This is a genomic window from Geothrix sp., assembly GCF_049292215.1.
Classification (GTDB): Bacteria; Acidobacteriota; Holophagae; order Holophagales; family Holophagaceae; genus Geothrix.
Map to the genome: position 1 here is coordinate 14472 of NZ_JBATQW010000001.1, position 24582 is coordinate 39053.

The 24582-nt window shown below is 65.6% G+C and carries 26 protein-coding genes; 6 read left to right on the forward strand and 20 right to left on the reverse strand.

Annotation, left to right across the window (positions count from 1 at the left end; translation table 11 throughout):
* Positions 1–56 precede the first annotated feature (56 nt).
* Both WAS25_RS00075 and WAS25_RS00080 read right to left on the reverse strand, forming a co-directional pair.
* Positions 57–1571: a tetratricopeptide repeat protein gene (locus WAS25_RS00075; RefSeq protein ID WP_422309087.1), complete on the reverse strand. Its 1515-nt coding sequence runs from the start codon at positions 1569–1571 to the stop codon at positions 57–59.
* Between the two features lie 19 nt (positions 1572–1590).
* On the reverse strand, positions 1591–3108 hold the full coding sequence (locus WAS25_RS00080) for a tetratricopeptide repeat protein (protein WP_422309089.1): 1518 nt from the start codon (positions 3106–3108) through the stop codon (positions 1591–1593).
* Positions 3109–3209: 101 nt separating this feature from the next.
* Here WAS25_RS00080 and WAS25_RS00085 point away from each other — a divergent pair, with 101 nt between their 5' ends.
* Positions 3210–4397 carry a S1C family serine protease gene (locus tag WAS25_RS00085; RefSeq protein WP_422309091.1) on the forward strand — a complete coding sequence of 396 codons (1188 nt, stop codon included), beginning with the start codon at positions 3210–3212 and terminating at the stop codon, positions 4395–4397.
* A 1-nt stretch (position 4398) separates the two neighbouring features.
* On the opposite strand, the gene WAS25_RS00090 is transcribed toward WAS25_RS00085, so the two are convergent.
* Together WAS25_RS00090 and WAS25_RS00095 are read right to left on the reverse strand one after the other, a co-directional pair.
* On the reverse strand, positions 4399–5310 hold the full coding sequence (locus WAS25_RS00090) for a prohibitin family protein (RefSeq protein WP_422309093.1): 912 nt from the start codon (positions 5308–5310) through the stop codon (positions 4399–4401).
* Between the two features lie 69 nt (positions 5311–5379).
* Positions 5380–6414, reverse strand: coding sequence for a hypothetical protein (locus WAS25_RS00095; protein ID WP_422309095.1), 1035 nt, complete (start codon positions 6412–6414; stop codon positions 5380–5382).
* 115 nt (positions 6415–6529) lie between these two features.
* Between WAS25_RS00095 and WAS25_RS00100 the strand changes: the two genes are divergently transcribed.
* On the forward strand, positions 6530–6964 hold the full coding sequence (locus WAS25_RS00100; RefSeq protein ID WP_422309097.1) for a secondary thiamine-phosphate synthase enzyme YjbQ: 435 nt from the start codon (positions 6530–6532) through the stop codon (positions 6962–6964).
* 2 nt (positions 6965–6966) lie between these two features.
* Positions 6967–7584 carry a flavin reductase family protein gene (locus WAS25_RS00105; protein WP_422309099.1) on the forward strand — a complete coding sequence of 206 codons (618 nt, stop codon included), beginning with the start codon at positions 6967–6969 and terminating at the stop codon, positions 7582–7584.
* Here WAS25_RS00105 and WAS25_RS00110 read toward each other — a convergent pair.
* The 10 genes from WAS25_RS00110 to WAS25_RS00155 form a co-directional block, all read right to left on the reverse strand.
* The gene (locus WAS25_RS00110; RefSeq protein ID WP_422309101.1) at positions 7581–8483 is read right to left on the reverse strand and encodes a cation diffusion facilitator family transporter; all 903 of its coding nucleotides are present in this window, start codon (positions 8481–8483) and stop codon (positions 7581–7583) included. The two genes, WAS25_RS00105 and WAS25_RS00110, sit on opposite strands and share 4 nt — an antisense overlap.
* A 17-nt stretch (positions 8484–8500) precedes the next feature.
* Positions 8501–9169, reverse strand: a complete 669-nt coding sequence (locus tag WAS25_RS00115) for a hypothetical protein (protein WP_422309103.1) — start codon at positions 9167–9169, stop codon at positions 8501–8503.
* Positions 9170–9202: 33 nt separating this feature from the next.
* Positions 9203–10432 (reverse strand): bifunctional folylpolyglutamate synthase/dihydrofolate synthase, encoded by a 1230-nt coding sequence (locus tag WAS25_RS00120; protein ID WP_422309105.1) that lies wholly within the window; start codon positions 10430–10432, stop codon positions 9203–9205.
* Complete coding sequence (gene accD, locus WAS25_RS00125) at positions 10432–11289, reverse strand: acetyl-CoA carboxylase, carboxyltransferase subunit beta (protein WP_422309107.1); 858 nt, start codon at positions 11287–11289, stop codon at positions 10432–10434. Before accD ends, WAS25_RS00120 begins: the two co-directional genes overlap by 1 nt.
* Before the next feature lie 17 nt (positions 11290–11306).
* Positions 11307–12173 (reverse strand): ParB/RepB/Spo0J family partition protein, encoded by an 867-nt coding sequence (locus WAS25_RS00130; RefSeq protein WP_422309109.1) that lies wholly within the window; start codon positions 12171–12173, stop codon positions 11307–11309.
* Positions 12173–12952, reverse strand: a complete 780-nt coding sequence (locus WAS25_RS00135; RefSeq protein ID WP_422309111.1) for a ParA family protein — start codon at positions 12950–12952, stop codon at positions 12173–12175. The genes WAS25_RS00130 and WAS25_RS00135 overlap by 1 nt, the downstream gene beginning before the upstream one ends.
* 114 nt (positions 12953–13066) lie before the next feature.
* On the reverse strand, positions 13067–13606 hold the full coding sequence (locus WAS25_RS00140) for a hypothetical protein (RefSeq protein ID WP_422309113.1): 540 nt from the start codon (positions 13604–13606) through the stop codon (positions 13067–13069).
* A gap of 265 nt (positions 13607–13871) precedes the next feature.
* Positions 13872–14174, reverse strand: a complete 303-nt coding sequence (locus WAS25_RS00145; protein WP_422309114.1) for an FtsB family cell division protein — start codon at positions 14172–14174, stop codon at positions 13872–13874.
* Between the two features lie 13 nt (positions 14175–14187).
* Positions 14188–15468 carry a phosphopyruvate hydratase gene (eno, locus tag WAS25_RS00150; protein ID WP_422309116.1) on the reverse strand — a complete coding sequence of 427 codons (1281 nt, stop codon included), beginning with the start codon at positions 15466–15468 and terminating at the stop codon, positions 14188–14190.
* A gap of 73 nt (positions 15469–15541) precedes the next feature.
* Complete coding sequence (locus WAS25_RS00155; RefSeq protein ID WP_422309118.1) at positions 15542–16798, reverse strand: hypothetical protein; 1257 nt, start codon at positions 16796–16798, stop codon at positions 15542–15544.
* 492 nt (positions 16799–17290) lie between these two features.
* Here WAS25_RS00155 and upp point away from each other — a divergent pair, with 492 nt between their 5' ends.
* Complete coding sequence (gene upp / locus WAS25_RS00160; RefSeq protein WP_422309119.1) at positions 17291–17917, forward strand: uracil phosphoribosyltransferase; 627 nt, start codon at positions 17291–17293, stop codon at positions 17915–17917.
* A 441-nt stretch (positions 17918–18358) separates the two neighbouring features.
* Here the strand turns inward: upp and fliS (WAS25_RS00165) are convergent, their stop codons facing one another.
* On the reverse strand, positions 18359–18760 hold the full coding sequence (fliS, locus tag WAS25_RS00165) for a flagellar export chaperone FliS (protein WP_422309121.1): 402 nt from the start codon (positions 18758–18760) through the stop codon (positions 18359–18361).
* 246 nt (positions 18761–19006) lie between these two features.
* Here fliS (WAS25_RS00165) and WAS25_RS00170 point away from each other — a divergent pair, with 246 nt between their 5' ends.
* Positions 19007–20641 carry a tetratricopeptide repeat protein gene (locus WAS25_RS00170; RefSeq protein WP_422309123.1) on the forward strand — a complete coding sequence of 545 codons (1635 nt, stop codon included), beginning with the start codon at positions 19007–19009 and terminating at the stop codon, positions 20639–20641.
* Between the two features lie 55 nt (positions 20642–20696).
* Entirely contained in the window at positions 20697–21455 is a 759-nt protein-coding gene (locus WAS25_RS00175; protein ID WP_422309125.1) for a DUF1698 domain-containing protein, read from the forward strand.
* A 12-nt stretch (positions 21456–21467) separates the two neighbouring features.
* Here WAS25_RS00175 and WAS25_RS00180 read toward each other — a convergent pair whose 3' ends face one another.
* The 5 genes from WAS25_RS00180 to WAS25_RS00200 all read right to left on the reverse strand — a co-directional run bounded on the left by WAS25_RS00180 (position 21468) and on the right by WAS25_RS00200 (position 24565).
* Entirely contained in the window at positions 21468–21767 is a 300-nt protein-coding gene (locus tag WAS25_RS00180; protein ID WP_422309127.1) for a hypothetical protein, read from the reverse strand.
* Positions 21764–22189 carry a flagellar export chaperone FliS gene (gene fliS / locus WAS25_RS00185; RefSeq protein ID WP_422309128.1) on the reverse strand — a complete coding sequence of 142 codons (426 nt, stop codon included), beginning with the start codon at positions 22187–22189 and terminating at the stop codon, positions 21764–21766. The genes WAS25_RS00180 and fliS (WAS25_RS00185) overlap by 4 nt, the downstream gene beginning before the upstream one ends.
* A 59-nt stretch (positions 22190–22248) precedes the next feature.
* Complete coding sequence (gene fliD / locus WAS25_RS00190) at positions 22249–23976, reverse strand: flagellar filament capping protein FliD (RefSeq protein WP_422309130.1); 1728 nt, start codon at positions 23974–23976, stop codon at positions 22249–22251.
* A gap of 33 nt (positions 23977–24009) precedes the next feature.
* Positions 24010–24372 (reverse strand): flagellar protein FlaG, encoded by a 363-nt coding sequence (locus tag WAS25_RS00195; protein ID WP_422309132.1) that lies wholly within the window; start codon positions 24370–24372, stop codon positions 24010–24012.
* A 79-nt stretch (positions 24373–24451) separates the two neighbouring features.
* Positions 24452–24565, reverse strand: a complete 114-nt coding sequence (locus WAS25_RS00200; RefSeq protein ID WP_422309134.1) for a flagellin — start codon at positions 24563–24565, stop codon at positions 24452–24454.
* Positions 24566–24582 lie beyond the last annotated feature (17 nt).

Here is a 24582-nt window from a genome sequence, read left to right on the forward strand (position 1 = left end):
GGAAGGGCCAGTCTACCGGGGCTTCCCGGCTACCCGAAGGGCTGGTTTACCTAGAGTCAGTTGTCTTCCAGGAGGCCGATGGGGAACCGCTCCTCCATGAGCCTCTGCCGTTCCTGGATGTGCTGCATCAGGGCCTTCCATTTCGGCAGGCCACGAAGGGGCTCCAGCATGGGGCTGCGTTCGTACCAGGTCATGCACCCGAAGCCCCGGGCGAAGGCCCGGCCGGCCATCTCCATGGCGCTGGCCCGGTCGCCCATCAAGGCGTAGGCCTCCGCCAGCCGGATGGTGAACTCTCCATCGGGTTCACGCATGCCGATGCGCTCCTGGTCGTACTCCCGGAGCTTCTTCCAGGCCTCATCCTTCCGGCCCTCGAGGATCAGCCCGTAGATATCGCTCAGGCGCATGATGTTCGGGTAGCCATTGGCAAGCGCTGCGGCAGACCGGAACTCCCGCTGGGCCAACGCATGGTCTCCCCTGGTCAGGGCGAGGTAGCCACGGTAGAAGGGCAGCACGCCCGAGGTGCTGCGGAGGTGCCCGGGCTGATCCTGGAGGCTAGCCTCGAAGCGGGGGATCTCTCCGGTGTAGAGGCAGGTGATGTCCACCGCCTGCGGCTGCACTGCGGGGAAGGTCAGTTCGTCCCGCAGGTCCATGGCCCGCCGTGCCATCGGCAGCAGGCCCGCCCCGCGGGCCGCGTAGGTGATGCCCGTCAGCAGGGTGGGATTGTGGGGTTGCCTCTGTCGGGCCCCCAGCAGCAGGTCCAGGGCCTCCTGCTGGTTGCCGCTGTCCGCCTTCAACAGGGAGAGCAGGAAGGTCCCCCGGGGATGGTCTGGCACCAGCTCCAGGCCCCGCTGGAGGATGGTTTCCGTGTTGGCCTGCTCCTGGCGGGAGGCGGCGGGGCTGTTGAGCAGGGCGCGGTAGCGCAGGTTGCCGAGGAGGATCCAGGCGCTGGCGCACGCGGGTTCCCGCCGGGTTGCCCGCTCCGCAAGCTTCATCGCCTCCTCCAGGTGCTGGTTCTGCAGCCGCCAAGCCCCTGATCTCACGAGATCCCAGAAGATCTCGGCCGACTTGGGGATGAGGTCGAGGCGGGCGGACTGGACGGGCCGCGGAAATGTCTTGAGGAAGGCCTCGAAGGCCTGGGCCGGCGGTTGGGCCTCGGCTCGGTGCGACAGCCAGGGCACCGGCTGGCCCCGCACCAGCTGGCTGCCCCGAGCATGGCGGTAGGACAGATCCAGGTCGTCTCCCTTGCGGCTCGCTTCCAGCAGCACCAGCAGGATCTTGGACTGCCCCAGGAACGGCTCCAGGTCCCTCGGCAGCTCGGTCAGGCTGCTGACCGCAAAGCGGCCGTGGCACTCCAGGTGGTCCTGGATCATGGCGGCCAGGGCCCGGTTCTCGGCGCTCTCCAGCCCAGATGCATCTGATGCCACGGGCGTGATGAGGACCACCTTGAGGGGCGAGCGCACCCCCTGGAGTGCCAGCAGCCAGGCCAGTCCGCTCCCTGCCAGCAGGAGCAGCGCGAAGGCTGCGCCCAGCAGGAGGTTGGCTCGAGGGGATCGGGCTGTCAGCTTTGCCATGCTGCCTAGCTTAGAGCGACTAGACCCCGAACTGGGCCGGAGAGAAATGCGCCTGCAGGAGACGCTGGCGTTCCTCTAGGTGCTGGATCAGCGCATTCCAGCGGGCCGTGCCCCGGATGGGGGCCAGGAAGGGGCTCTCCCGGTACCAGCGCGTGCAGCCGAAGCCCTGGCTGAAGGCCCGGTCTGCATGCAGCATGGCCGCCTGGAGGTCGCCCATGAGGGCGCAGGCCTCGGCCATCTTGAAGGTGAACTCACCATCCGGCACGCGGAGCCCCACGCGGGCCTCCTCAAGGCGACGCATCCGCTCGGCGGCAAGGGTCGTCCGGCCTTCGGCGACGGCTTCGTAGATGCCGGCCAGCTGGTGGAACTGGGCGAAGCCATCCGGCAGGGCCTGGGCTTGAGCGAACCAGTACCGGGCCAGCGTCCGGTCTCCACGCATCAGGGCCACGTAGCCCCGGTAGAAGCGCACCACCGCGTTGCGCGGGTCTCCGGGGTGCTCGTTGAGGCCGCCTTCGAAGCGTTCCAGGTCGCCGCTGTAGAGGTAGGCATTTTCCGTGGCGTTCGGTTCGAGATCCGAAAAGACCAGCTGATCACGCCGTGCCAGGGCCTTCTCGGCCAGTTCCAGCAGGCCAGCACAGCGCGCGGCATAGGCGAGGCCTGTATAAAGCGTCGGATCCATGGGGTGGGCCCGGAGGCTCTGCTGCAGCACGTAAAGGGCTTCCCGCTGGTCCCCCGCATCGATCTTTAGCTGGGCGAGGAGGTAGCCACATTGGGGGTGGTTGGGAGCGAGCTCCAGGGCCGTTCGGAAGTACCGTTCGGCCTCCGCCTGGCCCTGTGGGAGGCCCTTCGGGTCGATCAGCAGCTGCCGGTAGAGCAGGTCCCCGCGGGTCATCCAGCCCGTGGCGCAACGGGGCTCCGCATCCGTGACCCGCCGCACGAGTTCCATGGCCACTCCAAGCCGGGCATTCTGCCTGTGCCAGGCCATGGCCTGCAGGAGGGTCCAGAAAACCTCAGGGCTCTCAGGAATCAGAGGGTCACCTTCCGCCTTCCGGGAAAGGCGGAAGGGAAGGCCCTCCCATAGCGCCGTGAAGGCTTCCCGGGGAGTTCGGGCGGAGACCTCCTGCGCTTGCCAGCTCGAGGCTCCTCGTGACCTCAAGTCCTCCGCTCGAGCCGCCCGGAGGGACAGGCCCAGCAGGGCGCCCTCGCGCCGGGGCTTCAGCTCCAGTAGCACGGCCGTGCCGGGAAGGCGCTTCAGGTGCTCCGGTCCGGGGACGTAAGACAGGTGTGTGAGGGACACCGGCGCCAGGGTCTTTAGGTCGTAGGCCACCAGATCCCGGAAGGCCAACCGGAGGTCGGCATCCATGCCCTGCAGGTCGCCAGGATCGGAGTGGATGAGCAGCATCTGGACCGATTGGCCGAAGCCCTTGCGATGCAGGAGCCAAGCGGTCCCGATCCCCGACAGCAGGAGGATCACCAGCGCGAGGATGGCGGCCAGGGACGGTCGGCGCGGCAGTTTCGAATGGGGAGAGCCGGCCATGGTGGGTTCCGGAAGGAGGATGCCCCAAGTTACCTCAGATCCAGGTGCCCGCGGGGGAAGCGCCAACGTCCCGAGGCCCCATAATCGTCCTGGGAGCCCCCATGATCCGTGCCGCCCTGCTTGCCCTGCTGATCCCGATCCTTGCCGCCCAGAGCCCGTCCAAGGCCGTTCCTCCCACGGAAGAGGCCACCATCCAGCGGTTCAGGGCCCATGCCAAGCCGCGGCCAGTGGCCCCCAGGGCCCCTCTCAGCCCTGAGGAACGCAACACCATTCGGCGATTCAAGGAAGCCAAGTCCAGCGTGGTGTTCGTGTCCGCCATCCTGAAGCGCCAGGACCCCAAAACCCAGGATGTCCAGAAGATCGCCACCGGAAGCGGCACCGGCTTCGTCTGGGACGAGTGGGGTCACATCGTCACCAACCACCATGTGATTAGCGCCGAGATCGGCGGCAAGCTGCTGGAGGACGTCGAAGAAGTCGAGATCACCCTCTCCAATGGAAAGTCCTACAAGGGGCGCGTGATCGGAAGCAGCTTCGCCTACGACATCGCCATCATCCAGGCCTTCGCCCCCCTGGAATCCATGCGGCCCATCCCCATCGGCCGCAGCTCCAACCTCCAGGTGGGGCAATCGGTCCTGGCCATCGGCAATCCCTTCGGGCTGGACCACTCCCTGACCCGTGGCGTGATCTCGGCCCTGGGCCGCGAGATCGCCACGGGGTATGGCACCTGGATCCTCAACTCGATCCAGACCGATGCCGCCATCAATCCCGGGAACTCGGGGGGCCCCCTGCTCGACAACGGCGGCCGCCTCATTGGCATGAACACGGCCATCGCCGCCACTCGCGGAGAGGGCTCGGTGGGGGTGGGCTTCGCCCTGCCGGTGGATACCTTGAACCAGGTGGTGCCCAGGCTCATCGCCAAGGAGCGCCTGGTGCCGCCGAGCATGGGCTTCACGACCATGGGGCCCTACGAGGCCCAGCAGGCCTTCGGCATCAACCGTGGGCTGGTGGTGACCGTGGTTGACCCTGACACCCCCGCGGCCAGGGCGGGCCTGCGGCCCTTGCAGGTGGACGAGGCGGGACGCCTGAAGGCCATGGGCGACATCATCCTCGGCTACCAGGGCCACAAGACGGAGAGTGCGGGCCAGTTCCTGGCCCTCCTGGAGTGGATGCCCCCCGGAGAGCAGGTTGTCCTCGACGTCTTGCGGGAGGGTCAGCTCATCCAGGTGGTGCTCAAGCTCGAGAAGGTGAAGGCCGGCGAGAAGGCCAGCCCACAGCCTACGAGCATCTGACCTACTTTCTGGCGGGAACCTGGATCATGGGGGTGGCGCCGCCCATGGGCGTGATGATCAGGTTGCCTTTGGCGCCGATCTCCCTAAGGGCCTGGATGCGGTTGTTCTCGATGATCTGGGGCGTCAGGCTCTGGCTCACGATCTGCTGGGCGCGGGCCTGGCCCTCGGCCTCGATGCGCTTGCGCTCGGCCTCCTGCTTCTCCTTCTGCAGCACGAAGGCCATCTTCTGGGCGTCCTGGTCGGCGGCGATCTTGTCGTTGATGGCCTTGGTGATCTGATCGGGCAGGAGGACGTTCCGCAGCAGCATCTGCTCCAGGGTGATGCCCCGCTTCTCGAAGGCCACCCTGAGGGCCTTGCTCACCTGGTCGATGAACGCCTGTCGCTTGGAGGTGTAGAGCTCGGTCGCAGTCAGGGCGGCCGCAGCATCGCGGAGGCTGGCGCGGATCTCGCTGCGGACGATGCGCTCTTCCACATCGGGGCCGATGGTTCGGTAGATCTCCGGCAGGCGGGCCTGCTGCAGGGAGTAGAAGACGGTGGCATCCAGCTTCACCGTGAGGCCATCACTGCTGATGACGGCGATGGAGTCGTCGCCCCGCTTCTGGCCCTCTTCGGCCACGTTGGTCATGGTGTAGTTCTTGGTCCTCACCTCCATCTCCACCACCTGGGCGAAGGGGTTGATGAAGTGCAGGCCGGAAGGCAGGGGGGAATCATTCACCTTGCCGAACAGGATCTGGATGCCCGCCTGGCCGGGGGGCACCACCACGGCCATGGAAGCCAGGAAGACCAGGGCGCCGAGTCCCAGGCCCACCCATTGCACGATGACCAGGCGTGACGACAGGGGGAAACCGACCTTGGTCTTCCACCTCCACGCCAGCATGCCAATCACGATGAGCAGAACGGCAACGAGGACCATCAAACACCTCCGGGGGCGCGTCAGCTTAACAGGCTCCCGGAACGGGGTGGTGACGGGGCCGAAGCGGGCCTAGTGGTGGTGGTGCCCGTGGTCCTCCGGGGGCGGCGCAGGGCGGCTGCCCTTGGGGGGCCGAGCCCTGGGATCGAGAAAGCGCAGGGGCACCTTCAGGGGGCCGTCCTGGTCCGAGCACTCCAGCACCAGCATGGCCTCGGGGGTGGTGCCCGTCCGGCGGACGCGGACCATGTGCCGCACGGATTCGGCTGTGGGCCGGTCCAGAAGCTCGAAGCCCCGACCCTGGATCTCTGCCTTGCGGATGCGGAAGGGCCGACCATCTCTGGCCGTGAGTTCCAGCCCCAACAAGGTGGTCTTCAGGTCGCTGAACACCAGGCGGGAGGGCTGGGCGATCACGGGGACCGCGAGGCGCCAGTCGAGGTACAAGGTGAACAGCGGCTGCCGCGGCCCGTTGGTGGCCACCTTGAGCACCTCCAGACCCGCCATGCTGCCAGCCTTGAGGCGGTCCGGCCGGAGGGTGATCCGCAGGTCAGCCGCAAGGCCTTCATGCAACAGCTCGGCCTCCAGATGGGGCGGTAGCTCGCTGGCCAGGACCAGCTTGAGGGGATCGCCGCCCTCCCGCGTGAAGCGGAACCGGAGCTCGGGGCTCTCGTGGGGGGCCACCTCGCCCAGGCTCTTTCGCTCGGCGTCCACGGCCACTTCGGGTCGCACCGTCATGTCGTAGCGGAGGATGTAGGTGGGCTGGGCTGGATCATCCGTCCCCAGGCGCACGGCGCCGCGGACGAAGCCCTCCAGGCCCGTCGGGTCCACCCGCACCCTGACCATGCGGACCTCGCCAGGTTGCAGGGGCGCAGCGAACTGGCCTTCGTCGAGGGTCAGCCCTAGGGACAGGTCAAGGAGGCGGAATCGGAAGGGGCGATCGTGGATGCTCTTGATGCCATAGACCGCCTCCCGGATCTCGCGCGGACCGACGCTGCCCAGGTGGACGGGGAAGGGCGTGGTCATCTCGATGCGGGCCGGGGGGATCGGATCCGGCTTGGGGGCGGGTGGCGCGGGCGCCTGAAGCAAGACGAGGGCGGGAAGGAGGAACATGGCGCGTCCTGGTGGGGGTTCCATTGTGGCCTGGGAGTGCCCTCTGGTTTGAATTGTTAATTGTTGTTAAGGAATGGGCGTTCGCCGGGCGGGGCACCCTCGTTATGCTTCGCCCATGAAGAACCACCGGAAGGTCCTCACCCTCCATGTCGCCGGTCGCACCGGCTTCGTGAACATCACCGAGGACGTGGCTGCCGCCGTCCGTGAGAGCGGCATTCAGGAGGGCCTCTGCCTGGTGAACTCCATGCACATCACCTCCAGCGTCTTCATCAACGACGAAGAATCTGGCCTCAAGCAGGACTACCTCCGCTGGCTGGAGCAGCTGGCGCCCTTCAATGCCGGCAATGATCCGGCCCAGGGCGGCTATCTGCACAACCGGACCGGTGAGGACAACGGCGATGCCCATCACAAACGACAAGTCATGGGGCGCGAGGTGGTCATCGCCATCACGGAGGGTCACCTGGACTTCGGGACCTGGGAGCAGGTGTTCTACGGCGAGTTTGATGGACGCCGCGACAAGCGCATCCTTATTAAAGTGATCGGGGAATGAGCATGATCACTCGCGACCTCTCCTCCCTGCCCAAGCGTGACGTCTACCGCATCCTCTCCAGCCTGGTGATCCCGCGACCCATCGCCTGGATCACGACCGTGGATGGGTCAGGCCGGGTGAACCTGGCCCCCTTCAGCAGCTTCATGGGCATCTTCGGGCCGCCCATGCTGGCCGTCACCCTGGGCCGCCGGAAGGATGGCTCCCTGAAGGACACGCACCGCAACCTGCGGACCTCCGGAGAGGCCGTGGTACATCTGGCGGACCTGCCCCTGCTGGAGGCCCTCCATGCCAGCGCCGCGGAAGTGGAACCGGAAATCAGCGAAGTGGCACGCCTCGGGCTCAGCACCGAGGCCTCAGACCTAGTGGTACCGCCCCGCCTCAGCGATGCACCCGTGGCCCTGGAGTGTCGCCTCAACCGCGAGCTGGAGTTGGGGCCCGCCAGCACCCTTGTCCTCCTGGATGTGCTTGTCACCCATGCCGCCGAGCGCATCTGGAGCCCGGAGCATGACTGCGCTGACGCCAGCTGCTGGGCGCCTGTCTCGCGCCTGGCCTCCGTGGCGGGTCCCAACTATGGCGTTCTCGGCCAAACCTTCCGCCTGGGCGCCTCCGAGCTGCCTTAGTGGTCGTCCGGCTCCACGAACAGGTGCTGGATCTGGGGAAAGCGCTCGTGGAGCCTTCGCTCCAGGGCGTTGATGGCCTCCACCAGGGCCATGCCGCTGGGCTGCTCCCGGAACTTAACCTGGAGGGCCACCATCAGGCGCTCGCTGCCCACAATCACGGCCACCAGGTTCAGCACCTGCTCCACCGCCGGGTCCTCGTCCACGGCGGCCCGCAGCGCGGCCCGCAGGGCGAGGGGGGGCGCCTCGTTCATCAGCAGACTCGTCACCTCCACCCCCACGAAGGCCGCCACGGCGATGAGCAGCAGTCCGATGGCCACGCTGCCCACGCCGTCCCAGACCGGATTGCCCGTCAGCAGCGTGAGCAGCACCGCGACCAGCGCGAACACGAGGCCCAGCAGTGCGGCGATGTCCTCGGCCAGCACCACCACCAGCTCCGTGCTGCTGGAGCGCCGCAGGTAGCGCAGGAGGGAACGGCCCCGGCGTTCCGGCTCCGCCGCCCGCAAGGCGCCACGCAGAGACCAGGCCTCCAGCCCGATGGCGATGAGCAGAAGCCCGACGGCCCAGCCCAGGTGGTGCGGCTGTTCGGGGTGGCGGATCTTGTGGAGGCCCTCCACCAGCGAATACAGGCCACCGACGGTGAAGAGGAGCAGCGCCACCAGGAAGCTGGCCACGAAGGCCGCCTGGCCGTGGCCCAGGGGGTGCCTGGAACTCGCGGGCCTGGCGCCCTGCTTCATGCCGATGAAGAGCAGAACCTGGTTGGCGCAGTCCGCGGTGGAGTGGATGGCCTCGGTCAGCAGGCTCGAGCTGCCCGTGAGAACGAACACCGCGAACTTGGACAGGGCGATGCCACCATTGGCGATCAGGGCAAGGGCGACGGCGCGGGCTGAACCTGTGGACATGGGCTTAGATTACCGCGTCACTCCCAGTGGCGGATCCAGGCCGGATCGTACTTTCCCTCGGTCGTGCGGGGTTCCGTTTCAACCCTGACCTGCGCCACGCCCAGGGACCGGAGCGCCGCCAGGAGGGCCTCGGCCCGCCGCTTTTGAAGGGCCGCCGGCAGGGCCTTGGCCGAGGGCACCTGCACGGCCCAGCGCCCCTCGACGCCCCAGTCCCAGACCCAGGCCTCCAGCTTCTTCAGTCCCGCCGGGCTCAGGTCCGACTGCTGGGGCAGGAAGAAGAGCAGGCCCTCCCTCGGTGGCGCCTCGGGCAGGGCGGCAGGCTGGGGGATGGTGGGCAGCGGGTCGGCATCCAGCGCCCCCGCCACGGGCATCAGCTTCAGCTCCTCGCGAAGCACGAGGTCACCCTTCATGGGGTGGATGGAGCCCAGTGGTTCGAAGCGGGTCTCGCACTGGTCTCCGCGCACCTCGATCACCCGGAAGTGCCCGATGGCCTGCGCCACGCCGCCGCGCTTCACCAGCAAGCGCTCGCCCACGCGAAGGCCGATGTTCTGCCCTCCATCCAGGCGATACACGCGATCCGACGCTTCATAGGGTGGTGGCCCCTTCCGCTCCACGGCCAGGATGTGAAGGGGGGCCTGGGCGCCGAGGGCGCCGGCGAACCCGAGGCTGAAGAGCAGAAACCGCATGGGGTGCTCATCGGCAGGAAGCGGGGGGATCCCTTAGAAAGGCCGGATATCCAGTTCCCGGAGCAGGTCCCCGAGGAGGTAGAGCGAACCGGTTACGAGACGGGGTGCCTCGGCCATGGCCCGCAGGTGGACCGAGGCCTCCCGCACCGTGAGCATGGGCGCCTCGAGGCCCCAGCCCTCCCCCAGTTCCTGGTGGGTCGCATACCGCGGCGCATCACCCTGCACGAAGGTCACGGTGAGGGGGCGCATCCGCTTCAGCTCGCGCGCCACGCCGGCGAGGTCCTTGTCGCCCATCGCGCCCACATAGAGGTGGGGGCGCACCCCGCAGGCCAAGGCGTGCTCCGCCAGAGCGCGGGCCCCATCGGGATTGTGGGCGCCATCCATCCAGACGGATTCCAGCCCCGGCACCTTCCAGAGCCGGCCGGGCCAGCGGGTCTCTGCCACGCCCGCCCACAGCCGCTCGTCCGGGACGGGGAAGCCCAGGGCCTGGAGTTGGCGGATGGCCTCGAAGGCCGTGGCCAGGTTGTCCAGTTGGTGGAGACCCGCCAGACCCACACGCCTGCCTTCCACTCGGGAGTGCTCCCAGCGGATGTCCGCAGGACCCAGTCTGGGAGCGGGATGCAGGGTCGGCTCGCAGGGCAGCAGGGGGCGGATCCACTCGGGGTCCAGGCCCGGTCCCAGCACGAGGGGTCGCCCGTCGCGGGCCGTGCAGAGCTTCTCCCTGGCGATGGCCTCGCGGGTATCGCCGAGGTATTGCTGGTGATCCAACCCCACGGTGGTCAGTACGGTCAGGATGGGCTCGGTGGCATTGGTGGCGTCCCAGCGTCCGCCCATGCCCACTTCCACGAGGGCCACCTCCACGCCGGTCATGCGGAAGGCCGAGAGGGCGGCCGTGATCATCAGCTCGAAGTAGGTGGCCTGGAACCCCGCCTGGGCCTCGGCCTCGAAGGCCTCGCCCAGCAGCAGGTCCAGGGCCCCTTCCCCGATGGGCTCGCCGTCCACCCAGACGCGCTCGGTGACCTCCCTCAAGTGGGGTGAGGTGGTCCACCCCACCACGAAGCCAGCGGCCCGCAGCATGTGGGCGAGGAACGCGCCGGTGCTGCCCTTGCCGTTGGTCCCTGCGATGAGCACCACCGGGAAGCTTGCGTCGGGACGACCGAGGCTGTCCAGCAGCGCCCGAATGTTCTCCAGTCCGCACTTGATGCCGAGATGGCCCCGCTCCTGGAGGCGCGGGATGTTGACAGGTTCGAAGCCCGGATCCATCAGTCCCTGGGTGTCGGCATCATCCACGCCAGGCAGGCGGCGATGAAGTCCTTGAGGTGGTCGCGGTTGACGACCTTGTCCACCATGCCGTGAGTCTGGAGGAATTCCGAACGCTGGAACCCCTCGGGGAGGCTCTGCTTGATGGTCTGCTCGATGACCCGGGGACCGGCGAACCCGATGAGGGCCTTGGGCTCGGCAATGTTCAGATCGCCCAGCATGGCGTAGCTGGCGCTGACGCCGCCGGTAGTGGGATCTGTGAGGATGCTCAGGTAGGGCAGGCCCGCCTTGTCGAGCTTGGCCAGGGCCGCGCTCACCTTGGCCATCTGCATGAGGGAGAGGGTGCCCTCCTGCATGCGGGCTCCGCCGCTGCAGCTGACGATGAGAAAGGCGCACTCCTTCTCCAGGGCCCGCTCGGCGCCCAGGCGAAGCTTCTCGCCCACCACGCTGCCCATGCTGGCGGCGAGGAAGTCGAAGTTCATGATGGCGGTCACCACCGGAATGGTGGACAGGGTGCCCTCCACCACGACCACGGCATCATCGGTCTGGCCGGCTTCGTCGAGCTTCCTCAGCTGGTCCTTGTAGCTCTTCATGGCCACGAAGCCGAGGGGATCCGCGCTGCGGAGGTCGCCAAACAGGGGCGTCCAGCCGTCGTCCATGAGGTTCTCGAGCCGCTCCTCCACGCCGATGCGGAAGTGGTAGCCGCACTTGGGGCAGACGTTGTGGGTGTTGACGAGCTCCTTCCGGTAGATCAGCTCCTTGCATGCCTCGCACTTGATCCAGAGGCCTTCGGGAACCCGGACGGTCTTCTCCTCGACGGCGGTCTTCTGCTGACGCTTCTTGACGAACCAGGACGACATGGGGACTCCTAACTTGTCTAGCGGCGCTTCGCCGGGCCATGCTTGAGGGCCTCGAACAGGCGGTCAAGCTCGCCTTCGCTGCCGTAGTGCAGGACCAGGGTGCCGGCCTTGCCCTTGGCCTTGATCTCGACGCGGGTGCCCCAGGACTGGGTCAGCTCCTCAGCGGCGGCCTTGATGAAGAGCTCCTGGGGGTGCTTCTTCCGCCCCTTGGCCTTGGTCTGCTTCTGGAGCTGCTGGATGCGGGCCTCCAGGGCGCGCACGCTGAGCTGCGACTGCACCACCTCGTGGGCCAGCTGCTCCTGCAAGCGGGGATCCGGCACGCCGAGCAGCACCTTAGCGTGGCCGGTACTCAGGCGACCGTGGGCCACCTCGGCCTTGAGTTCGGCAGGAAGACGCAGAAGCCGCAGGGTGTTGGCGACCTGGGGCCGGGACTTGCCGACCCGGTCGGCTACCTGCTCCTGGGTCAGCCGCAGGTGCTCACCGAGCTGCCAGTAGGCCGTGGCCTCCTCGATGGGATTCAGTTCCTGGCGCTGGATGTTCTCGACCAGGGCGATCTCGAGCAGCCGGTCGTCGGGGACCTCCTTCACCACCACGGGGACCATGGCAATGCCGGCCTTCCGGGCGGCGCGCCAGCGGCGCTCGCCGGCGATGATCTCGTACTGGTCGCCCACCTTCCGCACCACGATGGGCTGGACCATCCCATGCTGCTTCAGGCTCTCGGCGAGTTCAGCCAGGGCGGCCTCGTCGAAGTGCGTGCGGGGCTGGGACCGGTTGGGCACCATGCTGCCCAGGGGGAGCTCCCGCTGGCCAGAGTCCTCGGGAGCCATCTGGCTCATGAGCGAGGTGAGTCCACGGCCGAGGGCCGGTCGCTTCAACAGGGTCATCAGGCTTCCCTCCTCGCAAGGAGCTCCAGACCCAGCCATTCCTTCGCCAGGCTGAGGTAGGCTTGGGCGCCCTTGGAGCGCAGATCATAGAAGGCCACGGGCTTGCCGTGACTGGGCGCCTCGGCAAGCCGGATGTTCCGGGGGATCATGGTCTGGAAGACCTTCCCGGGGAAGGCATGGCGCACTTCGTTGGCGACGGCCGCGCCGAGGTTCGTCCGCTCTTCGGCCATGGTGAGCAGGATGCCGCCAAGCTGGAGCCGGGGATTCGGGCCGGCCTGGATGCGCCGGAGAGTCTCGGTCAGTTCCGCCAGACCGTCCAGGGCGAAGAACTCGCAGGGCATGGGGACGATGACTTCATCAGCCGCCGTGAGCGCATTCAGGGTGATCATGCCGAGGCTGGGCGGTGGGTCGATGAGGATGTAGTCGAACTTGTCCATGAGCGGGGCGAGTCCCTGCTTGAGCACCTGCAGCTGAGGCAGCTCGAAGAGCTCGAACTCCAGCTGCGCGAGGTCCTTGCCTGCGGGAATTACCTGCATCATCGGCACTTCGGTGCTGAGCAGCAGGGCCTCAGCAGGGGCGCCCTTCATCAGGGCGTAGGAACCCGCGCGGTGATCTGGCTTCGGAAACCCGAGACCGGTCGTGCTGTGGCCCTGGGGATCGAAGTCCACCAGAAGCACCATCTTCTCCATCATGGCCAGTGAGGCAGCGAGGTTGATGGCGGTGGTGGTCTTCCCCACGCCGCCCTTCTGGTTCGCCAAGGCCACCACCCGGGCGCGCATCAGGCGATCCCCATCGTCATCCAGGCGCTGGTCAAACCACGCATCTCGGCATCCCCTCGGGTGTGGAACATGCAAGTCTAGCAGGTCAGGTTCCACGGCGAAGCGCTGGTGTTTTCAGTGAGGGAAACCAAGCAATAGCGTGGGATCTGGATGCACGATGCCCAACCGGCGAACCGGGCCCGAGAGCCACAAATCCCGCCACGATCCATCTTCAGCCAGCTCCAGCTCGATGTTCACCTCCTCGCCGCTGGCCGTATGGATACGCCAGCTGCAGCCACCTTCCGTGCGCGCCAGCCAGGCGGCCGCGACGGCGCTGCCGGTCCCGCAGCAGAGGGTCTCCCCTTCGACGCCTCGCTCCCAGGAGCGGATTCTGGCTAAGCCAGGAGCGATGACTTCGACCACGTTCACGTTGGTGCCGCCGGGGATCGCCGCATGGTGACGCAGCGGCGGTGCGAAGGCCTTCAGGTCCACCTTGTCCACCGAAGGCACGCGCAGCACCAGCTGCGGATTCCCGATCCATCCGAAGCCCGCAGGCAGGGTCGTTGGGAGTGGCAGCGGACGCAGGCCGAAGCCTTCGCCCTGTGGCATGCGAATGCCGACCGCCTCCCCGATGCGGCGGAGCAGGATCCGCTCACCGTTCGAGAGAACCTCCACAAGAGCTTCCGAGGGCGCCCCAGGAAGTATCAGTGCGGCCCTACTACCATTGGAACAAAAGGACTTGGACCCATCCGAATCCCAATGCTCCAACTGCCAAGGGCCCACATTCGGTCTTTGCATCAAAAAAAGGCCATCTAAACCGAAGCCGCGCCCCTTGGGGCAGAGCAATTTTGCATAATCCTCACCAGAGCAATCTTTAGCCTCATCGCTCCAGAGGTAGCCGAAGACGTTGCCTGAGGCGGAGGCAAGATGGAGCTCCAAGCTACCGTTCCCGGTTTCGGAAGGTATAGACGGTCTCGCCCTTCCGCGCGTAGCCCTGGCGCCGGGCCAGAGCCTCCATGAGTTCGGGATCCTTCGCCGCGAGCCGCTGGACCTCGTCCAGGAGCTCTCGGTTGCGGTGGTTGAGCTCTACCAGGCGCGCTCGGGCCGCCTTCAACTCGGCCTCCCGCTTCCGCAACTCGGGCAACCCGCCCTGGGAGAACAGGATTGCCATCAGGGACAGGAACCCCGAGGCCCCCAGCACACTCCACAGCGTGGAGGACTTCAAGAGCCAGTTGGCGTTCATGCCAGAGAGCCTCCTAGTTCAGGCAGGAGCCAAAGGCGTCCCGGCCGGCGTAGCGGGCCGAGGCCCCGAGTTCCCATTCGATCTGGAGCAGACGGTTGTACTTGGCCACCCGGTCCGTGCGGCAGGGGGCACCCGTCTTGATCTGGCCAGCCCCGGTGGCCACGGCCAGGTCGGCGATGAAGGTGTCTTCGGTCTCGCCGCTGCGGTGGCTGATGATGGCCCGGTAGCCCGCCTTATGGGCCATGTCCACAGCCCGCAGGGTCTCGGTAACCGTACCGATCTGGTTGAGCTTGATCAGGATGGCGTTGGCAACGCCCTCCTTGATGCCCCGCGCCAGGATGGCGGGGTTGGTCACGAAGAGGTCGTCGCCCACCAGCTGGGTCTTGGCGCCCATGGCATCTGTCTGGGCCTTCCAGCCCTTCCAGTCGCCCTCGGCGAACCCATCCTCGATGGAGATGATGGGATGGCGGGAGACCAGGCCCTGGTAATACTCCACGAGCTGGGAGGGGGTCTTCTGGGCCCCGTCCAGGGAGTAAACCTTGCCGTTGTGGAATTCGCTGGCGGCGCAATCGAGCCCCAGGAAGACGTCCTTGCCCAGCTTGAATCCGGCCTTCTTGACGGCCTCCCCGATCAGTTCGAGGGCTTCCTCGTTGGAACCGAGGTTCGGGGCGAAGCCACCTTCGTCCCCCACCCCGGTTGCCAGCTTGCGGGTCTTCAGGACGCCCTTCAGGGCGTGGTAGGCCTCGGCGCCCCACCGGAGGGCCTCCCGGAAGTTCGGAGCCCCCACGGGCAGCACCATGAATTCCTGGATGTCCACGTTGTTATCCGCGTGGGCCCCGCCATTCATGATGTTCATCATGGGCACGGGCAGCAGCCGGGCGGTGGCCCCCCCGAGGTAGCGGTAGAGCGGCAGCCGTGAAGCCGTGGCGGCGGCACCCGCCAGGGCCATGGAGACGCCCAGGACGGCGTTGGCGCCCAGACGGCCCTTGTTCTCCGTCCCGTCCAGATCACACATCAACTCGTCGAGCTCGGCCTGCTGGAAGGGATCCATCCCCTGCAGCGCCTGGGCCAGCTCCACATTGATGGCGTCCACGGCCCCGAGCACACCCTTGCCGAGGTAACGCTTCTTGTCCCCGTCCCGACGCTCAAGCGCCTCGCGGCTTCCCGTCGAGGCCCCAGAGGGGACGATGGCCTGACCGGTGGTTCCATCGGAAAGTAGCACCCTGGCCAGCACGGTGGGATTCCCCCGGCTGTCGAGCACTTCGAGGGCTGAAACACGGTCGATGGTAAGCATATGGGCACCCGGCTCAGAGAGGCGCGCCATCGCGCCCCTCTGATCTTAGCCAGGTTATGTGTGCCGTTTGGGCCTACTTCTTGGCGGCCTTCTTCGGCGCGGCCTTCTTCACGACCTTCTTGGCTGCCGGCTTCTTGGCGGCGGCCTTCTTCGGCGCGGCCTTCTTCACGGCGGCCTTCTTCGGCGCAGCCTTCTTCACGGCCTTCTTGGCGGCCGGCTTCTTGGCGGCGGCCTTCTTCGGCGCGGCCTTCTTGGCGGCGGCCTTCTTCGGCGCGGCCTTCTTCTTGGGCGCAGCCTTCTTCGCCGGCTTCTTGGCGGCGGGGGCGTCGGCGACGACGGGGGGGGTCATGGGATCGGCCATAATTGGCTCCTTTACGCCCTTATGGGCGGGGTTGGAAGGGGTCGTGCGGGAAGTGGGCTTGCCCTTAGCATCTTTCGCGCCAGGTTGGGCCGCGTCTTTCCGCGGGGTGGACACGCGTTCCTTGGCCGCCGGTGCGGCCGTGGGGGCTGACGCCGCGTCAGCGGCAGAGCCGGTCTTGCCCTTGGGCTTCGCGGCTTTTTTCGGGGGCTCGACACCTGCCAGGATCTGGGCCAGGCGCTTGCCGGGATAGTAGTCATCGAGGAGGGCATCGCCGATCAGCAGGCCGTGGACGCCCAGGGCCTCCACCTGCTTGATCTGCTCCAGGCGGTGCGCTCCACCCTCGACGAGTTTGAGACAGCTCTTGGGGACTTTCTTGACCAGCGCGACGGCCTGGTCCCAGGACGCCTCCCAGGTGTCCAGGTTCCGACCCACGGCGCAGATGATGTCGGCGCCCGCATCGACGGCCCTCCGCAGTTCCACCTCGGAGGTGACTTCCACCACCACGTCCAGACCCTTGCTGGTGGCGAACTTGAGGAGCGTCTGCAGGCGCTCCTGCCCCAGCAGGGCGGGCATGAGGAAGATTGCATCGGCCCCGAGGATCTTGCTCTCCTCGACCTGGTATTCCTCGAAGATGAACTCCCGCCGGATCAGGGGCAGCTTCACCTGGCTGCGCACCTCGGAGAGATGCTTGTCCTCGCCGAAATAGAGAAACTTGTCGGTGGCCACCGAGAGGGCCCTGGCGCCGTTTTCGGCCAAGCTCTTGGCGTGGGTGGAGGCTTTGTAGGATTCCCGGACCTGACCACGGCCCGGGTCGCCCCCGGCCACTTCACCCAAGATGGTGATTCCAGGCTGGCTGAGCTCTTCTTTCAGGGAGTGGTGCCCCTTGTAAGCATCCTTAACCGCCACGGGGCCCCTCTGCTTCTTGATTTCCACATCCAGGGCCTTGAAGATGGCGACTTTCTTTAGCATTTCCCACTCTCCAAATCTCAGATACCTCGCTGCTGGCCCTATGGGGAAGATGATGGTCTGTTTTTCCTCTGATTCAACATGAAACCAGCGATCTGGATGAGGTCAACAGAGAAAAATGAAAAATCTTCATTTTTTTTGACGCTACCTCACCGTTCACGTCTCCTTCGTCCCAGAGCTCCCGAACCTGAATTCCGCACCGGCTGCCTCTTGTTTTTTGAGCCGCCACTCCAGGAGTGCCCTTCGGATCAGCGCTTGAGGCAACAGCATAAACCCGCGCCAGCATTGACTCCTAGCCTCGCCTGCGGAGCTCGATGGGTCGCGACAGCGGTGGGATCGTGGCTTCGAATGCCCCACCAGGATCGGCCTACCACCCCTGCGGCTTCGTGTCCTGCGACCAGCGCCGATCCTGTTAACCTTCTCATCGCACAATCCAGTCCTGGCGCGGCATTGGGCCACCCGGGATCCAGTCGGAAACAGCGGGAGGCCAGGACCATGACCATCCACGTCGTCGATCACCCCCTCATCCACCACAAGCTCTCCCTCATCCGGGATCGGAAGACCCCCGGAAGCTTGTTCCGGGCTCTGATCGAGGAGGTCGGCCTTATCCTCGCCATCGAATCCACCCGCACCCTACCCACCGAATCGGTGGTCATCGAGACTCCGCTCGAGCGCACGGGCACGCTCCGCTTGAAGGCGCTGGATCCAGTCCTGGTGCCAGTCCTCCGCGCCGGCCTGGGCCTGCTCCCCTCCTTTCTCAAGCTGCTGCCCACCGCCAAGGTGGGGCACCTCGGCCTCTATCGCGACCACGATTCGCTGGTGCCAGTCCCGTACTACCGGAACTTCCCGCCGCTCCTGGAGGCGCGCCCGGTCTTCGTGCTCGACCCCATGCTCGCCACCGGCGGCAGTGCCTCCGAGGCGGTGCGGCAGTTGAAGGCTGCGGGCGCGGTGAACCTCACGCTCGTATCCGTTCTGGCTGCGCCCGAAGGCCTGGAGAGGCTCCAGGGCGATCACCCCGATCTCGCGATCGTGGTGGGCGCGGTGGATCGTCAGCTCAACGAGAAGGGCTACATCCTCCCAGGGCTAGGCGATGCCGGAGACCGCCTCTTCGGCACCGCCTAGCCCGGGTGCCGGCGTCGCGTCCCTTCACCTCTGGATTGCGAGGCGCCGGAGGCGGGGATACCCACGAGGGGATGGCTACGGTGACCTAGGGGGTCGTGACCTTCCCTTGAGGTTGACCGCGGGGGCCGTGCCTTTGGACTCGACGGCCTGTCCCCGGGTGGCCGTCGGGTTCGAGAAAACGGGACGGAGAGATCTGAAGTGTCGATGCAAGATTGGAAGTCCATACCCCGGGGCCATGGGTAGAGCGCCGCACGGCCCCTGGGTGAGCCTTCAGATCTGGGCGACTCTCCAGGAGGAAGACGGCCGAGAAGGAGATGCTGAATTGTCCTGCCCGGGTGGAGTGGTGGCCATGGCCACAGGCACTCAGGGCCCAGCAGGACTGTGTCCGATGCCCGCACATCCAGCACCATCACCCTGCCTTGGGCACGACAGCCGAGGCCCCTAGATCTCCGGGCTCTCCGACATCCCCTCACCTTGAAAAAGCACGTATTCCCAAGCCTGACGCATGTCACCCATCTGGGCGTGCACTCTCATCAGTCGATCGACATCCTCCTTGCCGCGGGCAATGAGGATCTCGCGATGCCACCACCCATAGAGACGGATCAGGTTGTCCACCAGCTCTCCCCCCTGCTCGTGGTTCAGCCATCGCTGGAGCTCTTCGAGGATGGCCAGCACCTTTTTGGTGAAGTGATCCTTCAGCCTAGTATCTCCAGAGACGATGGCCTCCTCCAGCTTAACCAGGAAGCGCTGCGCCGCCTCCAGGAGCAACACCACGATGTGCTCAGGAACAGCAGGCGGTTCGCTCTGAATAGGAGTGGTCGAAGGGTCGATGTTGAAAGTCATGGCAGTAGCATCCACCAGTCCTATCGGCCATCTGATCTCGATGGATGACTTCAGGCGCTCGGCTCCACTGGCAGTCTCCACGCCGTCCGGTGGCACCGGCCGCGGACGACGACTCAGCTACTGAAGCGGGAAACCCAGAATGGCGGGAGCTTCTGATGACAGGACAGGTCCACTTGGAGGAGGATCACGGCATATACTGCCGTGAAATGTCTTGGCAGTCATCTGGAGAGTGGGGGTCCGGAAACCATGGGAAGACGCGACGACCAAGTCCAGGTTGCAACCAGCCTTGCACTGGCTGGGAGATGGCGGGAGGCCGCCGCCGCGTTCGCAGAAGCCGTGGCCATGGGGGCATCCGACTTCACCATCCATTTCAATTTCGGAACGACCTTGATGCAGTGCGGGGCCTGGCAGAGCGGCAGTCGGCAGATGCGGGAAGCCTTGCGCTACAACCCCACATCCCTGGACGCTCTCAACAACCTTGCAACGGCCTTGACCAAGCTGGGTCAATCGCGGGCCGCCGAAGATACCAGCCGGCGCATTGTCGCACTCGATCCGAAGCACCACATCGGGTGGACCACCCTCGGCCTGGCCATCAATGAGCAGGGGCGGATCTCCGAAGGGCTCGAGTGCCTCCGGCGGGCCCTGAGCCTAGCGCCTTCCTATCACATTGCCCGGGACAACTATTTAATGGCCCTGAATTTTCTTGCGACGGATGGCGTGGCGCACCGGAGGGAGCACCAGGCCCACTGTGCCCTGTTGCCCGGGGTTGCGCCCAAGGCAACCCCAAATGTGAATGGACGACGAATTCGTGTGGGGTACGTGTCCCCGGATTTCCGCAGCCATTCCGTGGCCTGCTTCATGGTCGGCGTCGTCGAGTCCCATGAGCGCAATACATTCGAGATCACGTGCTATTCCTCAACCCATAGCCCCGATCATGTCACCCAGAAATTCAGGCTTGCGACGGAGCGCTTTATCGACATCGCGTCAATGAGCGATACCGAAGCCGCGGCCCAGATCGAGCGGGATGGCATCGATATCCTGGTGGATCTGGCCGGACATTCCTCTGGAAATCGACTCGGAGTCTTCGCACAAAGACCCGCTCCGATCCAGGTGACCTATCTTGGCTACCCGGCGACAACAGGATGTTCCTTCATAGATTACCGCCTCGTAGATGAGGTCGCCGATCCACCATTTGCAGATTCACACGCTTCGGAATCACTGATCCGCCTACCTTCGCCCTTTCTCTGTTACGAGTCCATCCACGGGGCTCCCGACATCGAGCGTCCCCCCTCGATCCAAAATGGTTTCATCACGTTCGGTTCGTTCAATCATTCGTCGAAGCTCTCTGAGCACTCGGTTCAGCTGTGGGCTCGGCTCATGTGCGAGTTGCCAGACAGCCGACTGTTTCTGAAAGCTAGGGGGTTTTCCGATACCGGGGTGTGTGACCGCTACCGTGGGCAATTCCTCCTCGCTGGCATTGAGCCATCCCGGCTCACTTTCTCGGGCCTACTAAGCGACCCGGCTGATCACCTGGCCTCCTATGGCAGGGTCGACATCGCCCTGGACACATTCCCCTATAACGGAACGACCACGACCTGCGAAGCCCTCTGGATGGGGGTTCCCGTCCTCAACCGCACCGGCGGGCTCCATGCCGCCCGCGTGGGCAAGTCCATCCTCACATCCATCGGACTGGTTGAATTCGCCTGTGAATCCGATGAAGCTTTCCTCTCACGGGGAAGAGCTTTGGCCACAGACCCGGTCGGGCTAGCGGCCTTGCGCAGTGGCCTCCGGCAAAAGATCTCCTGTTCCCCAGTCTGCGACTGCAGCGGCTTTGTCGCAAACCTCGAGGCGGCCTATCAGCGCATGCTTCTTGCACACTAGAGGGTGCATGCCCTGAACCCCGGCAGAATCCACCTTGCCTTCCCCGGAGCCCGCGATGACCCCAGAGGAACTCTCAAGCGCCGTGGCCGAGCGGCCCTACTGGTATCACCGGATTGAGCTGCCGGGCGGGGTGACGACCCCAGGCTGGGCACCACTCTCTGCGACTGCCTACCGGATCCCAGAAGACCTGACGGGGAAACGCGTGCTCGACGTCGGCGCCTGGGACGGGTACTGGTCTTTCGAAGCTATGAGGCGGGGCGCCGTCGAGGTCGTCGCGATCGATGATTTCTCAGACTACCTGGGCAGGCTGGAAACCCGGGACCGGAATGCCTGGGACACGTTTGACCTCTGCCGAGCAGCCTTCGGCTACAGCGAGAAGGAGTGCTCCCGGATCGAGATGTCGGTCTATGACCTCGATCCGGAGTTCGTCGGAACCTTCGATGTGGTTTTCTTCTTCGGAACGCTGTACCACCTGCGCCATCCCCTGCTTGCGCTCGACCGGATCGCCGGGATCTGCTCGGGAGCCCTGTACCTCGAGAGTGCCATCTGTGACGATTTCTCCCCCTACCGCGGCGGCATCGGGAAAGGCTATCCCGACCGGCAAATGGTCATGGAGTTCTATCCGACCACCCAGCTCAGTAACAACGCCACGAACTGGTGGGCGCCAACCCTCCAATGCCTGATGGCCATGACTTCGGCCGCCGGCTTTGGCGAGATCAAGGGCTGGAAGCTCGTTCCCAACCCCGCCGAGCTCCGGCTCTGCCGGGGCTTCGTGAGCGCCAGGCGTGCGAGCGCCCCCGTCCATAGGCCTTAGGGGAATGCGGCCCTAGCGGGCGCCCGCGCCATAGCCCCGGAGCGCTCGATTCCCGCGGGACTGGGCCTCCAGTTCACCCCTAACTTGGTTCAGTGCCTGTTCCACCTCAGAGAGGCGAGCCTCTAGCCTTTTTCCAGCTGCGTGGGACCGGTCGGCCAAGCCGGGCCACCCTTCGCCACGTTCGGCTCCAGCCAGCGATGCCCGGAATTCAGCGTCCCAGGCGGCCAAGGCGTCCGCATCCGGCTCCCAGGCCGGGTCGTCCAGCCACGCCTCCATCTGTTCGATGGCCACGCGGACCCTGCCATCGCTCATACGACCTGGTTCCCGAAGGAGGGCTCTGCGCCCTTGACCCCGCCGGTTTTTTTCTCGTGGAGCTGTTCCCACGCCTGGCGGATGTCCCCCATCTGCTCGGCCACGGCCCCTAGGCGTCCAGCATCCTTGAGGTGACCGGCGGCCACGAGTTCCCTCGTCCACCAGTCGTAGAGCTTCTCTAGGTTCTCGACCAACTCGCCACCGTCCTCGTAGTTCAGGCGAAGGGTCGCCTCGGTGATGGCATCCAGGACCCGGGTGAGGCTGGTGGCGGCCCCGGAGATATCCTTGTGATTCAGGGCCTGGACGGCCTTGCCAAGGTGCCGCTGGCCAGCCTCCATGATCAGGGCAGCCTGCTGCTCGGGGCTTGCCCCCATGACCCGCTGGGACAGGTAGGCATCGGCGGATTTGGCGTAGGCGTTCAAGATGGGATCCCCCAGCTGTGTTTCGGCGATTTCTGCCGAACCATGAGTCGAGGCAAATCTCAGACCGAAGCCAGGGAACCCGCACTGCCCCGCATCTGGGCCACCACGGATTCCATCTGGGCAAATTTCTTCTTGAGGTTCTCCTTTTCCTGGTTCAGCCGGGTCTGGGCGGTCTGAATCTGTGCGCCCAGGCTCTTGTTCTGGGCCTGGATGGAGTCCAGGATGGCTTTCAGGCCTCCCCCACTGCTGACGCTGGTGAAGCTGGAGATGATGTCCTTCATGGCCTGGCCCACGCCCCGGCTCAGGGTGATGGTTCCGGTGGCGGCATCCGTGACCGCGAGGCTCAGCCCGGCAAAATCGCCCGTGCCCGTGAGAACACCATCGACGACCAGGATCGGATCACTGGTCACGCCGTTGCGGGTCAGAGTTCCCGAGAGGGCGCCGGTCCCTGGATCCCTCGTGACTGCGAAATCCACGGCCCCCGTCACGGTCTTGGTACCACCGGCCCGGAAGGTCACGGCGGGGCTGGTGGAATCCCCTGCAAAGCTGAAGAGCCGCTGAACAGCAGCCAAGTCATTGCCCACGGCTGTCTGGAAGGTGATGACATTCAGGTAGACGGTGCCATCGGCCTGGCTGCTGATCCCGATGTTCGGCAGGGCCTTGTAGGCCGAACCACTCGGCAAGCCCGACGTCTGGCCGAAGAGTGTGGCCTTGAGGTTCGCCATCATGGTGCGGGTGGTCGAGTCCGAGGCCAGGGGCGCCTCATTGATGCTGCCGTCCGCATTCCTGGTGGAGGTGGAGGCTGCCTGGTAGTCCTTCATCAGCTGGTTGTATTTCGTGATGAAATCCTGGGCTGCAGCAGTGGCACCTGCCTTGTCGGGGCCCACCGTCAGGGTGGTCGTACCGGTTTGTCCCCCCTGCTTGAGGGTGAAGGTCATGCCATCCACGGCATCCTTCACGATGTTGGTGGTGCGGGTGAGTGCGATGCCATTGACCGTGAAGTTCGCATCCACGGCATTGGCACCGGAGGTGGCCGAAGTCACCCCACCGATGATGGTCTGCGTACCATCCGCCAGGGGGGTCCCATAGCTGCCGGCCGGAATGCCCAGGCCGGGGGCGACCGTTCCGGACAGTGCAGCGAGGGTCACGACACCGCCGGTCTTGCCCGTGCCCGTGTCCTTAGCCGACAGGACAAGCTGGTAGGGATTGGGCCCCTTGCCCATGTTCACCACCGAGGCGACGACGCCCGCCCCCGAGGCGTTGATCCTGTCCCGGAGGCCGTTCAAGGTGTTGGACGAGGCGTCCAGGGTGATCTCCTTGACAACCCCATCTGTGCCCTGGACGGCAAATGTGGCGGAGGTCCCGGAGGTGAAGATCGGTGAGAGGGCGGAATCACCAGGATTGGCCACGGCCAAGTTGGTGGTTAAGCCGGTGACCGGGTCCACGGTCGCCGAGAGGCGGCCCTTGGTGGCCACGGTCTTCACGCTGATGTCGTAGTTGCCAGAGGCAACCCCACTCGCGGTGGCGATCACATTCGTGTTGTTGCTGTCGGTGCTGGTCACAGCCCGGCTGTTCAGCTTGTCCTGCAGGGTGGCCATGCTGAGGCTGAGGGTGGTCAGCGCCGTCCTCATGGCATTCAACGCCGTGGTCTTCTTGTCGTTCAGGTCCTTCTTGGCCTGGAGGCGGTTCATGCCGGTGGCTTTCTGGGCCACGATGGCATTGATCAGGGCCGTGGTGTCGATGCCCGTGGTCACGCCGCTGATTGAGCTAAGGGAGGAAGTCGCCATGGCACACCTCGAGAATCATACGAGCAGGAAAGTCTATCCCTCCTGGTCCACCAGGGCACCGGATGACTGACCCAGGCCCTCCAGATCCCGCAGCCGCCGGGACATGCCAAGCACTTCTTCGGAGGGAATCTGGAGCACGACCTCGCCGGTTCCCTGTTGGATCACCTGGTAGACAGTGCGGCCTGAGCCGGCATCCACCTGGAGCTTGAGCTCCGGCTGGGCCTGCTGGAGGTGCTGATTGACCTGGGCCGCGGCGGCGGCCGGACTGCCTCCGGGGCCCTTGGCCGCGAAACGGCTGGCCGGGGCTGGTGCCGGACGGGGGCTGGTGGGCTTGGGCGCAGCGGCCGCACTCGTCACGACGGGGAGACTTCCCAACGGGCTGATCGGATTGGCCATGAGGAACCTCCTTTCCGGACTCTATACGCCTGGAGGGGGCAGAACGGATCCGCCCCCTCCCGATGTCAATGCACGCCTACTAACGGAAGAGGCCCAGGATCGTCTGCGCGGACTGGTTGGCATTGCTCAAAGCGCTGGTGCCAGCCTGCATCATGATCTGGTACTTGGTGAGGTTCGCCATCTCGGCGCCCATGTCGGCACCCAGGTAGG

What these genes read in the sequence shown, in the direction of transcription:
- WAS25_RS00075 (WP_422309087.1), bottom strand. Translation starts at nt 1,571, where the DNA reads ATGGCAAAGCTGACAGCCCGATCCCCTCGAGCCAACCTCCTGCTGGGC.
- WAS25_RS00080 (WP_422309089.1), bottom strand. Translation starts at nt 3,108, where the DNA reads ATGGCCGGCTCTCCCCATTCGAAACTGCCGCGCCGACCGTCCCTGGCC.
- WAS25_RS00085 (WP_422309091.1), top strand. Translation starts at nt 3,210, where the DNA reads ATGATCCGTGCCGCCCTGCTTGCCCTGCTGATCCCGATCCTTGCCGCC.
- WAS25_RS00090 (WP_422309093.1), bottom strand. Translation starts at nt 5,310, where the DNA reads ATGGTCCTCGTTGCCGTTCTGCTCATCGTGATTGGCATGCTGGCGTGG.
- WAS25_RS00095 (WP_422309095.1), bottom strand. Translation starts at nt 6,414, where the DNA reads ATGTTCCTCCTTCCCGCCCTCGTCTTGCTTCAGGCGCCCGCGCCACCC.
- WAS25_RS00100 (WP_422309097.1), top strand. Translation starts at nt 6,530, where the DNA reads ATGAAGAACCACCGGAAGGTCCTCACCCTCCATGTCGCCGGTCGCACC.
- WAS25_RS00105 (WP_422309099.1), top strand. Translation starts at nt 6,967, where the DNA reads ATGATCACTCGCGACCTCTCCTCCCTGCCCAAGCGTGACGTCTACCGC.
- WAS25_RS00110 (WP_422309101.1), bottom strand. Translation starts at nt 8,483, where the DNA reads ATGTCCACAGGTTCAGCCCGCGCCGTCGCCCTTGCCCTGATCGCCAAT.
- WAS25_RS00115 (WP_422309103.1), bottom strand. Translation starts at nt 9,169, where the DNA reads ATGCGGTTTCTGCTCTTCAGCCTCGGGTTCGCCGGCGCCCTCGGCGCC.
- WAS25_RS00120 (WP_422309105.1), bottom strand. Translation starts at nt 10,432, where the DNA reads ATGGATCCGGGCTTCGAACCTGTCAACATCCCGCGCCTCCAGGAGCGG.
- accD (WP_422309107.1), bottom strand. Translation starts at nt 11,289, where the DNA reads ATGTCGTCCTGGTTCGTCAAGAAGCGTCAGCAGAAGACCGCCGTCGAG.
- WAS25_RS00130 (WP_422309109.1), bottom strand. Translation starts at nt 12,173, where the DNA reads ATGACCCTGTTGAAGCGACCGGCCCTCGGCCGTGGACTCACCTCGCTC.
- WAS25_RS00135 (WP_422309111.1), bottom strand. Translation starts at nt 12,952, where the DNA reads ATGCGCGCCCGGGTGGTGGCCTTGGCGAACCAGAAGGGCGGCGTGGGG.
- WAS25_RS00145 (WP_422309114.1), bottom strand. Translation starts at nt 14,174, where the DNA reads ATGAACGCCAACTGGCTCTTGAAGTCCTCCACGCTGTGGAGTGTGCTG.
- eno (WP_422309116.1), bottom strand. Translation starts at nt 15,468, where the DNA reads ATGCTTACCATCGACCGTGTTTCAGCCCTCGAAGTGCTCGACAGCCGG.
- WAS25_RS00155 (WP_422309118.1), bottom strand. Translation starts at nt 16,798, where the DNA reads ATGCTAAAGAAAGTCGCCATCTTCAAGGCCCTGGATGTGGAAATCAAG.
- upp (WP_422309119.1), top strand. Translation starts at nt 17,291, where the DNA reads ATGACCATCCACGTCGTCGATCACCCCCTCATCCACCACAAGCTCTCC.
- fliS (WP_422309121.1), bottom strand. Translation starts at nt 18,760, where the DNA reads ATGACTTTCAACATCGACCCTTCGACCACTCCTATTCAGAGCGAACCG.
- WAS25_RS00170 (WP_422309123.1), top strand. Translation starts at nt 19,007, where the DNA reads ATGGGAAGACGCGACGACCAAGTCCAGGTTGCAACCAGCCTTGCACTG.
- WAS25_RS00175 (WP_422309125.1), top strand. Translation starts at nt 20,697, where the DNA reads ATGACCCCAGAGGAACTCTCAAGCGCCGTGGCCGAGCGGCCCTACTGG.
- WAS25_RS00180 (WP_422309127.1), bottom strand. Translation starts at nt 21,767, where the DNA reads ATGAGCGATGGCAGGGTCCGCGTGGCCATCGAACAGATGGAGGCGTGG.
- fliD (WP_422309130.1), bottom strand. Translation starts at nt 23,976, where the DNA reads ATGGCGACTTCCTCCCTTAGCTCAATCAGCGGCGTGACCACGGGCATC.
- WAS25_RS00195 (WP_422309132.1), bottom strand. Translation starts at nt 24,372, where the DNA reads ATGGCCAATCCGATCAGCCCGTTGGGAAGTCTCCCCGTCGTGACGAGT.
- WAS25_RS00200 (WP_422309134.1), bottom strand. Translation starts at nt 24,565, where the DNA reads ATGGGCGCCGAGATGGCGAACCTCACCAAGTACCAGATCATGATGCAG.